Below are 14,126 nucleotides of genomic sequence, written 5' to 3'. Positions count from 1 at the left end.
ATATTATAACAAAGGTATAAATCAATCTTTTCATCGCGCCAATTCCTTTGCCATTTAGCCAAATTGCGACTCGAACTGCCATTAGACTAAATAACTATGCCTAAAAAATTAAGCAACAATAAAAACAATATAAAATATTGAATTTAAAATGCTTTATATCTGCATGTCCCCGCCAATTACCTGCCCTTTATCGCCCTGTTCGACTTTTTGCTTACTTCATTCACTCTTCAATTCACATAGGATAAAGGCCTTCGCTGCCTCAGCGTGACCAACCCATTTCAGGAGACACAATGACAATAAAAACAACCGACGTCCCCAATGACAGCTATCAAGATTCGCACCGTCCTGCTTCTGAGTTCGACAACCGCGAGCAGTATTTGGATCATGAACTGCAAATCATGCGACCTAAACGTTGGCGCCCTAACCTTCCCTTTCGCGATTACCGGTTTGAATTTGAAGACATGATCCCAGCCATGGCCGGCACCATTGGCAAAATTGTCATGGTAGGCGCCATTGCCGCCACTTTTGCCGCCCCATTGGGATTAGAAGCTGGGTTTATCTTAGAGAACGTACGCTACGAACTGATCATTGTTGCCCTGTTCATTTTGCTGTTTTCTGGCTTTATCTTGCCAAGCGCCAACCTGCCCGGTACCCATGGGCCTTTGATCCCACTCATTCCCATTGTCGTCGCCGCCGGTGGCCATCCGATGGCCTTTGGTTTGTTGATTGGGATCTTTGGTTTATTGTTGGCCATTTCTAAGGGCGGCAGTTTACTGGCTCGCTTGACTAGCCCAGGCGTATGCGGCGGTTTATTGCTTTATTTGGGCTTTGTCGGCACCATTTCACAAGTCAAAAAACTGTTTACCTGGGCGGACAGCATTCACATGAGCCACATCGCCTTTATTGTTATTTTGGCCACCATCGTGCTGTACGCCTTGCTTGAGCACTTTAAAAAACGTTGGTTAGCGGTGCCTTTTAGCTGCTTGCTCGGCGGTGGGTTAGCCTTCTTGCTCGGCGCGCCCTTCGAATTTAAAACCGCACCGGGATTACCCAACATGAACCCCGCTTATTGGTGGGGAGAGAACAGTGGATGGATGCTCGGCTTACCAACCTTTGAGAGTTTTATTGTGGTATTGCCCTTTGCTGTTTTGGCCGTGGCGATGTGGTCACCAGACTTTTTGGGGCATCAAGTGTTCCAAAAGATCAGTTACCCAGAAAAAACAGAAAAAGTGCAGATGAACATTGATGACACTATGTTCAGCGCGGCGATCAGACAAACCTTTGGCTCGCTGATGGGCGGCGCCAATTTCACCTCTTCATGGGGGACTTACATCGTGCCCGCAGCCATCGCCAAACGCCCCATTCCTGCTGGCGCTATTCTAACCGCGTTGTTTTGTGTGATTGCCAGTGTTTGGGGTTATCCGATGGACTTGGCCATTTGGCAACCCGTCTTGTGCGTGGCCTTGATCGTGGGGGTTTTTCTGCCTCTGTTAGAAGCGGGAATGGCCATGACTCGCGAGGGAAAAACCACCCAATCGGCGGCCATTGTGGTCTTTTCATCGGCACTGGTGAACCCGGCTTTTGGCTGGTCATTAACCATGCTGCTCGACAATTTAGGCTTAATTGGCTGTAAAGAGCGCAGTGCTGATCTCAATGCATTAAGCCGATGGATTATTCCATTGATCATGTTTATTGCTTTAACCGGCGTGATGGCACTGGTGGGGTTATTACCGGGGATCCCGGCAATAATGACCAGTTTTAGAGTCTAGCTCAAAGCAAGCCTTAAAACGTTAGGCGCAACACCGATACACGAGGAAACCACAAAACAAAAAAGCCAGTCACGTTATTGTGACTGGCTAATGCATTAGGTTAGCAATGATAACCGCTCGTCGTTAATTGGCTAATAACCTAGCCAACGTGGCAGTACCAAGGCAATTTCTGGAATATAAGCAATGATGATCACCGCCACTGTTGACATGATGGCAAAAGGCAAGGTCTTCGCCGTCACTTCTTCAAGCGGGGTATCGGAAATGCCTGAAGCCACAAAGAGGTTTTCACCCAATGGCGGCGTCGAGAAGCCAATCGATAAGCTACACACCATCACAATGCCAAAGTGCACCGGATCAATCCCCAGTGAATACGCCACGGGTAAAAGCACCGGCGTTAAAATCATAATCGCCGCCAGCGTTTCCATAAACATGCCGACAAACAACAAAAAGGCAATGATCAACAACCAGATAAGGTATATGTTTTCCGTAATGCCAAGCATTGACTCCGCGACAATCGCAGGGATTTGATTCTCAACCAAAATACGACCAAATGCCGTTGCGGTGAATAAGATCAACAACACGCGACCCGATAACCAGGTGGTGGTTTCAAGTGATTGAACAAATTCTGCCATTTTCAATTCTTTGTGGACAAAAATACCGATGAACAAGGTATAGAAAATAGCCACAATCGCCGACTCTGTCGGGGTAAATAAGCCAGAATAAATGCCACCTAAGATAACCAGTGGCGCCAAAATAGACCACACACCGGATTTTGCAGCCGCCGAGATTTTCTCTTTTGACCAACCTTCATCAGTCCCTTTATAACCAAGACGACGACAGCGGATGTAGTTTAATGTCAACAAACACGTTGCCATAACCAGGCCCGGGAAGAAACCAGCGATAAACATTTTCGGGATAGAAATACTTTGGAATTCACCAAATTTTTGGATCGCTTCTGGCGGTACAGCCAAACCCAGTGCCGATATGCCAAAAATGACCATTGGAATTGAAGGCGGGATGACAATGCCAAGGCCACCGGATGAAGCGGTAACCGCAGACGCATAGCCCTTATCATAACCGCGTTTCACCATGGCAGGGATCATCAACATGCCCACGGCGGCTGTGGTCGCCGGGCCCGAACCTGAAATCGCACCAAAGAACATACACGCTAGGACTGCCGCGGCAGACATACCACCGGTTACCGGCCCGGCAAAGCTTTCGGCTAAGTTGACCAAACGCTTTGAGATCCCGGAGGCTTCCATTAATGCCCCCGCCAATATAAAGGCAGGCAATGCCATCAGAGGGAACGAGCCAACAGAGTTAAACGCAATCTGGACGAATTTAATCGGGTTTTCATCCAAATAAAAGAACGAGGCTAACGCGGCAATACCCAGTGAAACCATGACCGGCGCGCCAAGGATCAATAAGGCGAGAAACGAGCCAAATAAAACCATAACTATGGATGCTTCACTCATCGTTTGTTCTCCATATTACCAGTTTGAGTTTTAGGCTCAGTGTGAACAGATTCTTCAGCGTGTTCAGTATTCATTAATTCATTCATTTCTTGTGACTCAGGATCAATCACATCGACCCCTTTAACTAACTTGAGATAATTAACTTGAATGATGCGAATGGTCATCAAAGTGAAAGCCAGTGGCAAGATGAAATAGATATACTTCATCGGGATACCCAAGGTTTGTGATTTCCAAAACAGGTTCATTTTATTGAAGACAAAATCACCGCTTAGGTAGATAAAGTAGCCGTTAAAACCGACCCACAACGCATCGGCAAGCAGTTCGCAAAAAGTGCTGACTTTTTTAGGTAACCACTTGTAGTGAAAGGTAACGCGGTTATGAGCTGACAATCTCGCCGCATAACTTGCACCAAAGAAGACAAACCATACAAATAGGTAAACGGAGAGTTCTTCACTCCACGTGATTGAAAAACCGAAAATCTCGCGCGTTAAAATTTGAACAAACAGCAAAGTAACGAAGGTTACCAACAACGCTCTGCAAATATAGCTCTCTATATTGTCCATTATCTTTAAAATTATTTTCATAATTTTTGTCGTACTCCCTTTATAGAGATCAGCCCTTTTTTATTTGAAATGGTCATTCTTTCTTTGATCCAGGATCAAAAAAGCAGAGTGTGTCCACTCTGCTTTTATTGGTTTTAGATTTCTTCTCTGCCTAAAGTACGCAGCAGTTCATTGATTTTGTCTTTACCGCCAACCTGCTCGTAGAACTCAGGCCATACGCCTTTTTGCGCTCTTTTCACCCACTCAGCTTCGTCTTCTAGCTGGTCGATTTCAAGGCCGTACTTCGCCACAAGCTCTTCTTTGATGCTGGCTTCTTGCGATTTGATCCAAGCAAGGCTGTGCTCTGTTGCTGCTTCACCGGCTTCTAGGATGGCTTTTTGAACGTCTTCAGACTGATCTTGGAAAACCGACTCAGACATAATCAGAGGCTCAAGCTGAAACAAGTAATGAGTTTCAGTCAGGTATTTTTGAATTTCAGCGAACTTCATCGAGTGAATAGCGGCATACGGCGTTTCTTGTCCATCAACGACTTTTTGCTGTAGGGCCGTAAAGGTTTCAGACCAAGCAACTGGCGTTGGGTTAATGCCTAGTGATTGGTAAGTCTTAATGATCAAATCACTTTTTGGTACACGGATAAAGAGACCTTGAAGATCATCGAGGTTTTTCACCGGGCGTTTTGAGTTAGTCAGCATTCTAAAGCCTGAGTAGCTCCATGCAATGATGCGAACGTTCGCTTCTTTTAACACGGTTTCAGCTAGAGATTTCTCAATATCGCTATTGATGATCGTTTCCGCTTGGTCAATATTTTCGAAAATGTAAGGAAGTGACAAAATGCCAATCGATGGGCTGAACGGAGCCAGGTTGTTACTGCCAAGAATCGACATGTCCAGAATGCCAAGTGACACATCGTTAACCGTCGCTTGCTCAGAGCCGAGCTGGCCATTGACAAAAATTTCGGTTTTGAATTTGTTATCGGTTTTTTCAGCTAGCACTTCAGAGAACTTTTTGCCCAGTTCTTCTTGCGCACTGCCACCACCGTCGCCTACTGCAATCTTCCATGTTGCAGAAAAGGCACTTGCCGACATCATCAAGCACGTCGCCAGTGAAATCGCCTTAAAAAATTTCTTCTTTTGCATATCCATTCCCTCATTAGCAATCGCAATTCACTTTACGATTATAGTCAAATTTGATTCCTTTCCGGAAAAGTGCTCTGTGTGTTACAGACCATTGTCGTCATTTTCAGAGAACCCATTGCTCGCATACAATCGATTCTATCTGCGGTCTTTCCTGTCTCAATCTCACCCTGACTACCGATAATCAACAGCGTGGGAGAACATTGGGTAACAAAGCCAAACCGTTCAATAACAAAATGGACCTAAGTATCTATTTAAATTAGCTATTTTTCAATCTTGTTCGCGTGTTTCTCACCCGGTCATTGAGCGGGTGTTGAAGAAATCATCGTAATAACAACATTAATAATAGAACACTCAACCTGCATTCAGGCTACTTATGACCATCGTCATAGTATAGAGCCAACTTTTTTAATTTTTGGTCCAGTCTCACAAGCATTGTACAGAAGGTATGATTTTTGCATTAATTTGGTGCATGGATAAACGGCCTCCCCGCGTTTTTACTGCTTTAACATCCCGACTACGACAAAGGCGCAAAGAATACGTTCATGAATGATTTTCTATTTAATATTGAGTTGCACGACAAAAGTACTTACCAGCAACAAATTCGTGAGAAATTGGTTGAGTTAATCAACCAAGATACCTTTGGTGACAGGGCGTTACCGTCAAGCCGTAAAATGGCGCAGTTAATTGGCGTCTCGAGAAATACCATCGTACTCGTCTGCGATAGCCTAATTGAAGAGGGTTACTTAATTGCCCGTAAGCGCTGCGGCTTATTTGTCAACCCTGAACTGCTGATCGAACCCAAACTCAAGCCATCGACTTCTCACCAAAATGATGCAGAAAACGCACCAAAATGGGGAGAGTTAATTAAAAAGCGCCCGAGTGAATTTAACGCTTTAAATAAAGACCGCAACTGGCGACGTTACCCCTACCCATTTATTTACGGCCACATCAATGTTGAAGAGTTCCCACTTTATCAATGGCGCGAGTGTTCGCGCATTGCAGAAAGCCGCGGAAAATTGCATGAATGGGTAGAAGGTTACATCGATATGGATGATGCTGAATTGGTGACTCAGGTCCGTCATCACATTTTGACCAAACGCAGTATCATTGCTCAAGAAGATGAAATTCTCATCACTCTCGGGACACAAAACTCGCTGTTTCTACTGAGCAGTTTGTTGGGGAGTGAATCGGTTACCTTTGGGGTAGAAAACCCCGGCTATGTGGAAATGCACCATATTGTTTCGCTGAGCAACAGCAAGTTAAAAGCGCTCGATATTGATGACCAGGGTTTACAAGTGGGCGAGCAACTCAAAGGGTGTGACTACGTCTTCACCACCCCAAGCCATCAGTACCCCACGACCGTCACCATGCCCGTTGAACGGCGCAAAGCCTTACTGGAGCAAGCCTGTAAAGACAACTTTGTCATCATTGAAGACGATTATGAAAGTGAAGTCAGTTTTATTGAGTCCCCTCTGCCCGCGTTAAAAAGTTATGATCGCAACGACCGTGTCATTTATACCGGTAGTTTGTCAAAATCGCTGACTCCCGGCACTCGCATTGGCTACCTAGTGGCCAATAAAACCTTAGTCAGAGAGTTGCGTAAGCTGCGCCATTATCACTACCGCCACCCGCCGTCGAACAATCAGCGAATTACCGCGCTATTCATCAGCCAAGGGTATTACGACAGTCACGTTCGCCGTATGCGCCGTGTCTACGCAGAGAAATGGCAGTTGATGGAACAAGGGATCAGCCGTTATCTCCATCAATGTGAGATCCACTCAACACCGGGCAGTTTTTGCTTTTGGATTGGCTTACCCCATGGGATCACCGGTAAAAGTGTGATCGCAAAAGCAGCCGAACAAGGGATTTTGGTTGAGTCCGGCGACAGTTTATTTTTGCAAGATGATGCGCCGAAAAATTACATTCGCCTTGGGTTTTCCGCCATTAATAGCGCAAAGATATTAGAAGGCTTAGAAATTTTGGGTGAGATTGTTAAAGATAAGATTGCCCTAGCGAAAGAGGCATAATCTCGCTTTTTTCGGCTTCGGTTTATAACGGCTGACGTGTCACGTTTGGCCGTTACCCTGAAATAGAGCTTGATGACTCGTTACAGCGTGTTCAAGCTCCTTATTCTTGCAAGCAAATATCAACGCTGACGATGCCAATATTAAAAATAATTGTGAGGTTGATTTTTCGTCTTTTTCAGAGATGAGAGTAACCATAGAAAACGAAATCAGACGTTGGGCTAACCCTCATTCAATCACACCCAGCGCGACTCGTGAGTCTCCAATGCCATTTTTCAAACCGACTTAAATTTTCGTCCTACCCTTTTAAGTGTTAAAATCCTCGCAACAATGCGGTCATGGCTTCAAGTGACAGAATAACGGCTCTCGTTTGCTTATTTATTGGCGATTCTTTAAGTGCCCCACTTGAGCGGTTAGCCGCGTAACCATAAAAACAAAAGGCATATTTTTCAAATGGTTAACAACAATATTCAATGGTTTCCTGGTCACATGCACAAAGCGCGCAAAGAAATTGAGGAAGTGATCCCTCAAGTCGACGTCATCATTGAAGTCCTCGATGCCCGAATCCCATTTAGCAGCGAAAACCCGATGATCTCTGAGCTTCGCAAAGACAAACCAGTGGTCAAAGTCTTGAACAAACGCGACTTGGCCGACCCAGAGATGACCCAAGCGTGGATCGAGCACCTAGAAAAAGAACAAGGCGTTAAAGCCATTGCCATTACCACTCACGAACACAGTGAAGTTCAACAAATTCTCGACAAATGCCGTCAATTGGCACCACATCGTGAAGAAATCGGCAAAAACATTCGTACCATGATCATGGGGATTCCCAACGTGGGTAAATCCACCATCATCAACGCCCTGGCAGGACGCACCATTGCACAAACCGGCAACCAACCGGCGGTCACTCGCAGACAACAGCGGATCAATCTGCAAAACGGTATTGTCTTATCCGATACACCGGGAATGCTGTGGCCAAAAGTGGAAAACCCGCACAGTGGCTTTCGCCTGGCGGCCACCGGCGCTGTCAAAGATACGGCAATGGAATACGATGAAGTGGCGTTTTACACCGTTGAATACCTCGCCGCGCACTACCCAGAAAAACTGATTGAACGCTATCAACTCGACGAAGTGGCAGAGTCTGATCTTGAGATCATGGAAGACATCGGTCGCAAACGCGGGGCACTGCGCGCCGGTGGCCGGGTTGATTTACACAAGACCTCGGAAATCTTATTGCACGAACTGCGCAGCGGAACCCTTGGTAAAATCACCCTCGAAAAACCAGAAATGATCAGTGAAGAATTGATCGAAGCTGAGCGTGTGGCCGCGCAAAAGGCCGAAGAAAAAGCCAAACAAAAAGAAGAGCGCCGCAAGCGTTACCTAAAAAACAAACGCTAATTGAGCCATTGAGCGCTGCGCTTTCCTCATCGCGCAAAACAACAGAATGAAATGTGGCAGAATTAAGCAAGTAAAAAGATAAGAGAGAAAAAAGCGGCAGGGTATCACTGATACCGTGCCGCTTTTTATTTTCTCATATCCAATCAACGCAGTGCTTATTGTTCTGCGTCACACAAGGGGCGCGCTACAGCCGATTGTCATCGTGCAACTAAGACGCAATATGCCCACACAGCTCATCGACCGAATCCCAACTCACAATAATTTGCTCTTCGTCACTGCTGTCTATATCGGCTCCTAGCTCTTGATAGAACTTTAACGCCGCTTTGTAAGCCGAGGAAATTTTCAAATACACCCCGTTGCGATCAAAATGCTGCTTTTGCCAGATAGCGGCGCGTTTGACCAATTCACGCCCGATCCCTTGATGCTGTAAGCGCTCATCGACGTACAAGGCATCAATCAAACCGCCCCGCTCAAAGTCGTGATTGGCAAAAAGGCAAATCAAGCCAACTAGCTGCTCCTGTTGAGAAACTAAGATAACGTGCTGATTAAACGGCGGGTTGGTGAGTCGAGTTTGCCAAATTGCACACAATTCCTCGAATCGCTCTTTTGAAGCCTCGGCATCCAACGTCAAAGATTGACCGTAAATTTCACTGTTATTATGCAATTGCGCGACGGCTTCATAATCCTTATATTGCGCTAGAATAAATTCCATTTGGTAGTCCTTACCACTTTAAATATCTGTCTAAAACTTACACCATACTACCTTTTTACGCTTAAAAAGCAAAAAGTACCACCGTTAACCTGAATGACTATGCAGTAGTTTTGATCTTCATCAGGGTTTTCATTCATGATACTTTTAACCAACATGATTGACCCTTGTCGAATTTGAGCCATAGCATGACGGAAACTGCCCCGCCCCTTGCGGTGTACTACTATCGAGACAACTTTCAAACTCTCATTGAACACGCCCTGAGCTTTTCTCATTTATTGACGGAATGCGAAAAACAGTGGTTGGCAGACTACCAAACCCTAGCGATGCAAACTCAGTGTTTATTAGTCCGGATCTTATCTCGTAAAGGGCCTTATTATCGACAAGACAAGTTTCAATACCCCGAACTCGATGACATCGCAGCGCGCTTTGACGAATTACGAGCGCATGGGTTTATTGACTTCCCTGAAACATTGCCTTTCGCAGACATCGCCGACAAACTGACCAAAGGCGAATTGCAACCCCTGCTCAATGGCAATAAACACACCACCAAAAAAGCCTTGCTATCGCTGATTGAGCCGCAACACAACATCGATCAAACGCAGCTGCCATGTCCCTGCTTTTGCCTCCAGCAGGCTGAGATACTGCCGGTGCTGCTCGGGCTGTTTTTTGCCAATCACCGCCAAGACCTGTCGCAATTTGTTTTAAATGATCTCGGGGTACAGCGCTTTGAAGACTATCAATACACGGGTCAACACGCGTATTTTCATCACCGCTCTGAGCTCGATGCTCTCTTAACCATCAACCAAATTAAGCAAGATTGGTTTTGCAACCCCAATGCCGAGGTATCCACACTGCTCACTTGGTTACAAGCGGTCCCTGTCGCCGATTGTCACAAAGGGTTGCAACGAAAAAGCCAAGCCTTGATCAGCCAGTTGGCCCGCCAACTCGAAAGGCAGCAAGACGCCAAAGCCGCCATGCCGTGGTATCAACGCACTAACATGCCGCCCTCTCGTGAACGCCAAGCCCGCTTTTACCTGCAACAAGGCGAGTTCGACCAAGCCAAACGACTGCTCGATGAGATGCTGGCCACCCCTTTTGGCAAAAGAGAAACCATTACCGCCTACACCCTGCTCAAACAATGGCAAAAACGGGCTCAAGCAAGTGCCCTAGAGGGACAACCAAGGCAAGTTGCAACGGAAAACAGAGAAGACCTCGCCTTAAAACTGCAAGGCCAACGGGTTGAGCACGCCGTATGCCAACACTACCAGCAAGATGGTTGGCAATGCTTTTACAGCGAAAATCACTTTCTCAACGGCTTATTCGGGCTGGCGTTTTGGCACGTCATTTTCTCCCCAGTACCGTACGCCTTTATTCACCCTTTTCAATCTCGACCTTTAGATATGTATCACGATGATTTTTGCCAATCGCGACAACAAGCCATCCAACAAGTGTTTGAACACATCAAAACCCAAGGACTGACCGAGTGTCACGCCACCTACCAACAAAAATTCGCGATCCAAAACGACTGGGTACACTGGGGCGCCTTTGATCCACAGTGGATTGATCTAGCTGAACAGCACATTGAACGCTCAACATTGATTGGATTGTTTGAGTACCTACTGCAAGATTTGCGCGATCACAAAATAGGCATGCCCGATTTAATCGCGTTTAAAGACGGACAATTTCGCTGGGTCGAGGTCAAAGGCCCGGGGGATAAATTGCAACATCATCAGAAAGAGTGGCAAAAGACCATGACCCAATTGGGCATCGATTATTGCACCGCCTACGTCGAAGTGATCGATTAACAAAGTGATCGGTTAACAAAGTAAGCCAGTACAAAAAACCACCACATGGTCTATGATCAAATGGAAAGACTCGCCCCTTATACCTGTCACGGCGAAAAAGCGGTAACAACACCAAGGGGTACGCTAACGCATTACCAAAACTCACACCAAATACAATGGGAGGTTTTATGGGCATTCGCGAAAAAGTCGCCGCTTTGGAGCAACAAATTTACGTTGCGTACAGCGAAGGCGATTACCAAATGGTCAATCACTTAGAGCAACAAATCGAACGGTTACAAGGCTGGCAACACGATCACAGCGATGACCTACCACATCATTTTGTCGACCCTTGGCAAGACGATGAACGATAAGCCACCCCGACCTATCAAGCCAAGCCTCTCGCTTGGCTTTTTTTTTGCTGCCCCCCAACACTAAACCTTGTTTGTAGCGCAAAATTTTCACCAACAAATTCGATATTTCATGTACATAGTAAGGGATTTATGGTTTGCTATCAGCACTAAAATAAGGAACAGCCCTATGCAAAAAACCACTCGAACACTTGCCGAAAAAAAACACATTGCCCTAGTCGCTCACGACCATTGCAAAGCCGACTTATTGCGCTGGGTCAGTGAAAAAGCCGACCAACTTCGCCAACATACGTTATACGCCACTGGCACTACTGGGCATATGTTAAATGACAAAACGGGCCTTGAGATCCACAGTATGATCAGTGGCCCAATGGGCGGCGACCAACAAATCGGTGCGATGATCTCAGAAGGCAAATTGGACATGTTGATCTTCTTCTGGGACCCACTCAATGCCGTCCCACACGACCCAGATGTCAAAGCGCTGTTGCGGATTGCCAGTGTTTGGAACATTCCAATTGCCACCAACCGCGCAACTGCTAACTTTTTGTTTACCTCTGAACTTGTCAGCCAACAAGTTGAAATTGAAATCCCAGACTACCAAGCCTATTTGAACAGCCGTAAGTAATACCCCTTAAAACTAGGTATCACTGGGTATCGTTTGTAAAGCAACCTAATTAGCCCAAGTCTTCTGTACACCGTTAGGTTGCTCTCAACACGCTAGTCGCACGCGGTTTTGCCCATCAAGCAGCATTAACGCATTTGTGCAATCGGGTAATCCCCTTCAATTAACTCGCGCACAAACACCGAGCCCTGACCTTGATACGTAATCCAAACTTTTTCTTTAGCTCGCGTTAACGCCACGTAGAATAATCGCCGCTCTTCAGCGTATGGATAGGACTCGGCCCCAGCCGCCAAAGCTTGATTTAAGTGATACTGCTTCACTTTCGCTGGGAATTGTCCTTCATCAACGTTGAGTAAAATGACAAAATCCGCTTCTTTACCTTTACTGGCATGACACGTCATAAAGCTCAGCGACAAATTGGTGTAATAGCCTTGCCAGTCCGCCAGAGCATCGGGTTTGTGATAATGATTACGGCCCAGCAGCAACACCGTTTTTTTCGTGGTGGCCGACTGGTTGAGCTTATCTAAAATCGCCATGAGTTTGCTGGCATTGGCACACACCACCGCTTTTTGCTTGGTTTTTCTGGCGCTGTTGACTTCTTTGGGCAATTGGTCTGGGTTTTGCGCAATGAATTGATTGGCCACTTGACCAAGCTGACTGGGGTAGCGATACGTGGTATCGAGCTCGGCACAACTCGACATCGGGAAGCGCTTGGCAAAATCGGTCGTCAGTGTCACTTGCGCGCCGGTAAACTGATAAATCGATTGCCAATCGTCTCCCACTGCGTATAAGGAGGCCCTGCGCTGCTCATTGGCAAAACAAAGCGACTCAACAAGGGCCAAACGGTCTGGCGAGATATCTTGATATTCATCGACCAAAATATAGCGCCAAGGCGAGGTAAAGCTCTTTTTATTCACCACCGTGGTCGCTTTTGAGATCATGCTGGGAAAGTCGATCCACTGCTGGTCTTTTAACATGCTCTGCCAAGATTTATAACAAGGCCAAACTAAATTGAGTTCACTGATCAGCCGCTCTTCATCGGCGTGACCTTCTAGCTCAGCTTGCCACTCTTTTTTGCCCCAACCACAGCTGGCCAGATGCATCATTTGCTGATCAAGCCACTGAACTAATTTGGGATTCTCATATTGGCTTGCCAATTCATCATCGCCCTTTAAATAGGCAATGGGCCAACTCTGTAAGTGCTTTTGCCAACGTCTTAAACCCGCGGCATTGGTCGACCAATACTCTTTTAACCACTTTGAGCACCAAGCTCTTCTTTGTTCTTCATCACTCGATAACGGACACACTTGACAATCGTTTTGCCCATCTTGTGCCAAGATCTTCAGCCCCAACTGATGAAAGGTCGCGACGGTAATCGCACTGGCGGCTGCCCCGAGTTTTTTCTTGAGCCGCTCAGACATTTCTTGTGCCGCCTCGCGACCAAACGCCAACATTAAGATCTGATCACCACTGGCCAATGCCCCCGCGAGCAAATGCCCAACTTTGGCAATCAACACACTGGTTTTGCCACAGCCTGCACCAGCTAAAATCAAGTTATAATCGTCATTGAGCAAGACCGCTTTGCGCTGAGAAAGGTTCAGTGGCGCTGACTCAATTTGATCAAACAACGTCGACCACTCATCTAAACTGCTGTCGATCCAATGTTGGTTGCGAACGCTCAGTTGCTGGTCGGCTTGTTGTAGCCAAGGCGTTAACGCGCCAAAGCGGACCGGCATACGTTGCTTGGCTTCTTCGATCGACATCGGAATGTCTGCCAGAGCCTGACGCACTCGCTGCGCCCAGACATCCAGCGCTGAATGAGTCAAAAACGCAGGTTCTGCCAGCAGCGATTGCAACTCGGCTTCCCACTCAGGCAGACCTTGCATCAACGCTGTGCATTGATGATCATACCAGGCTTGATACGCCTCTAAGGCTTGGCGGGCAAAGGGCTTAACTTTGGCCCACGGCAATCCCTGAACACACCAGGCGTGTTGGCTGGTTCCTTCACGGTGGGCAAAAAAGGTCAAACTTCCCCACAGCAAGCCGCGTTTTACCGTGATCTCTCCATTCCAAACAGAAAAGGGGATCCGCTCTTCACAATAGCGCGAGATAAGGACAACGGCGTTTGACTCAAGCTTGACCTGATAATATTCATGTTGAGTAAAAAATTGGGCTTTGGGCGTGGCAACTAACTGCATCCGCGTGCTCTGGTATCCAAGTAACGAACAATAGGTAACATCTTGATTGTCTGGGTATGAATGTCAATATTTTAGCG

11 protein-coding genes are annotated in these 14,126 nt (G+C 46.6%); 6 read left to right on the top strand and 5 right to left on the bottom strand.

Going from position 1 to position 14,126, the window contains the following annotated elements; translation table 11 throughout:
• Positions 1-290 precede the first annotated feature (290 nt).
• Complete coding sequence (locus AB0763_RS16165) at positions 291-1,769, top strand: DUF3360 family protein (protein ID WP_306099481.1); 1,479 nt, start codon at positions 291-293, stop codon at positions 1,767-1,769.
• 131 nt (positions 1,770-1,900) lie between these two features.
• Here the strand turns inward: AB0763_RS16165 and AB0763_RS16160 are convergent, their stop codons facing one another.
• The 3 genes from AB0763_RS16160 to AB0763_RS16150 all read right to left on the bottom strand — a co-directional run bounded on the left by AB0763_RS16160 (position 1,901) and on the right by AB0763_RS16150 (position 4,943).
• Positions 1,901-3,244 (bottom strand): TRAP transporter large permease, encoded by a 1,344-nt coding sequence (locus AB0763_RS16160; protein WP_306099480.1) that lies wholly within the window; start codon positions 3,242-3,244, stop codon positions 1,901-1,903.
• On the bottom strand, positions 3,241-3,828 hold the full coding sequence (locus AB0763_RS16155) for a TRAP transporter small permease (RefSeq protein ID WP_306099479.1): 588 nt from the start codon (positions 3,826-3,828) through the stop codon (positions 3,241-3,243). The genes AB0763_RS16160 and AB0763_RS16155 overlap by 4 nt, the downstream gene beginning before the upstream one ends.
• A gap of 113 nt (positions 3,829-3,941) precedes the next feature.
• Complete coding sequence (locus AB0763_RS16150) at positions 3,942-4,943, bottom strand: TRAP transporter substrate-binding protein (protein WP_306099478.1); 1,002 nt, start codon at positions 4,941-4,943, stop codon at positions 3,942-3,944.
• A gap of 542 nt (positions 4,944-5,485) precedes the next feature.
• On the opposite strand from AB0763_RS16150, the gene AB0763_RS16145 reads away from it, so the two are divergent.
• Both AB0763_RS16145 and ylqF read left to right on the top strand, forming a co-directional pair.
• Positions 5,486-6,970, top strand: a complete 1,485-nt coding sequence (locus AB0763_RS16145; protein WP_306099477.1) for a PLP-dependent aminotransferase family protein — start codon at positions 5,486-5,488, stop codon at positions 6,968-6,970.
• Positions 6,971-7,420: 450 nt separating this feature from the next.
• On the top strand, positions 7,421-8,365 hold the full coding sequence (ylqF, locus tag AB0763_RS16140; RefSeq protein WP_306099476.1) for a ribosome biogenesis GTPase YlqF: 945 nt from the start codon (positions 7,421-7,423) through the stop codon (positions 8,363-8,365).
• A 208-nt stretch (positions 8,366-8,573) separates the two neighbouring features.
• On the opposite strand, the gene AB0763_RS16135 is transcribed toward ylqF, so the two are convergent.
• On the bottom strand, positions 8,574-9,077 hold the full coding sequence (locus tag AB0763_RS16135) for a GNAT family N-acetyltransferase (protein ID WP_306099475.1): 504 nt from the start codon (positions 9,075-9,077) through the stop codon (positions 8,574-8,576).
• Between the two features lie 185 nt (positions 9,078-9,262).
• Between AB0763_RS16135 and AB0763_RS16130 the strand changes: the two genes are divergently transcribed.
• From AB0763_RS16130 to AB0763_RS16120, 3 genes are all read left to right on the top strand, one after another.
• The gene (locus AB0763_RS16130) at positions 9,263-10,882 is read left to right on the top strand and encodes a VRR-NUC domain-containing protein (protein ID WP_306099474.1); all 1,620 of its coding nucleotides are present in this window, start codon (positions 9,263-9,265) and stop codon (positions 10,880-10,882) included.
• Between the two features lie 167 nt (positions 10,883-11,049).
• Positions 11,050-11,232 (top strand): hypothetical protein, encoded by a 183-nt coding sequence (locus AB0763_RS16125; protein WP_306099473.1) that lies wholly within the window; start codon positions 11,050-11,052, stop codon positions 11,230-11,232.
• Positions 11,233-11,398: 166 nt separating this feature from the next.
• Positions 11,399-11,854: a methylglyoxal synthase gene (locus AB0763_RS16120; protein ID WP_306099472.1), complete on the top strand. Its 456-nt coding sequence runs from the start codon at positions 11,399-11,401 to the stop codon at positions 11,852-11,854.
• Between the two features lie 125 nt (positions 11,855-11,979).
• On the opposite strand, the gene helD is transcribed toward AB0763_RS16120, so the two are convergent.
• Positions 11,980-14,049: a DNA helicase IV gene (helD, locus tag AB0763_RS16115; RefSeq protein WP_306099471.1), complete on the bottom strand. Its 2,070-nt coding sequence runs from the start codon at positions 14,047-14,049 to the stop codon at positions 11,980-11,982.
• Between the last annotated feature and the right edge of the window lie 77 nt (positions 14,050-14,126).

It is taken from the genome of Vibrio sp. HB236076 (assembly GCF_040957575.1).
In the GTDB taxonomy this organism is placed as follows: Bacteria; Pseudomonadota; Gammaproteobacteria; order Enterobacterales; family Vibrionaceae; genus Vibrio.
The sequence above is the reverse complement of the archived record's forward strand: the minus strand, read 5'-3'. Positions and strand labels throughout refer to the sequence as shown.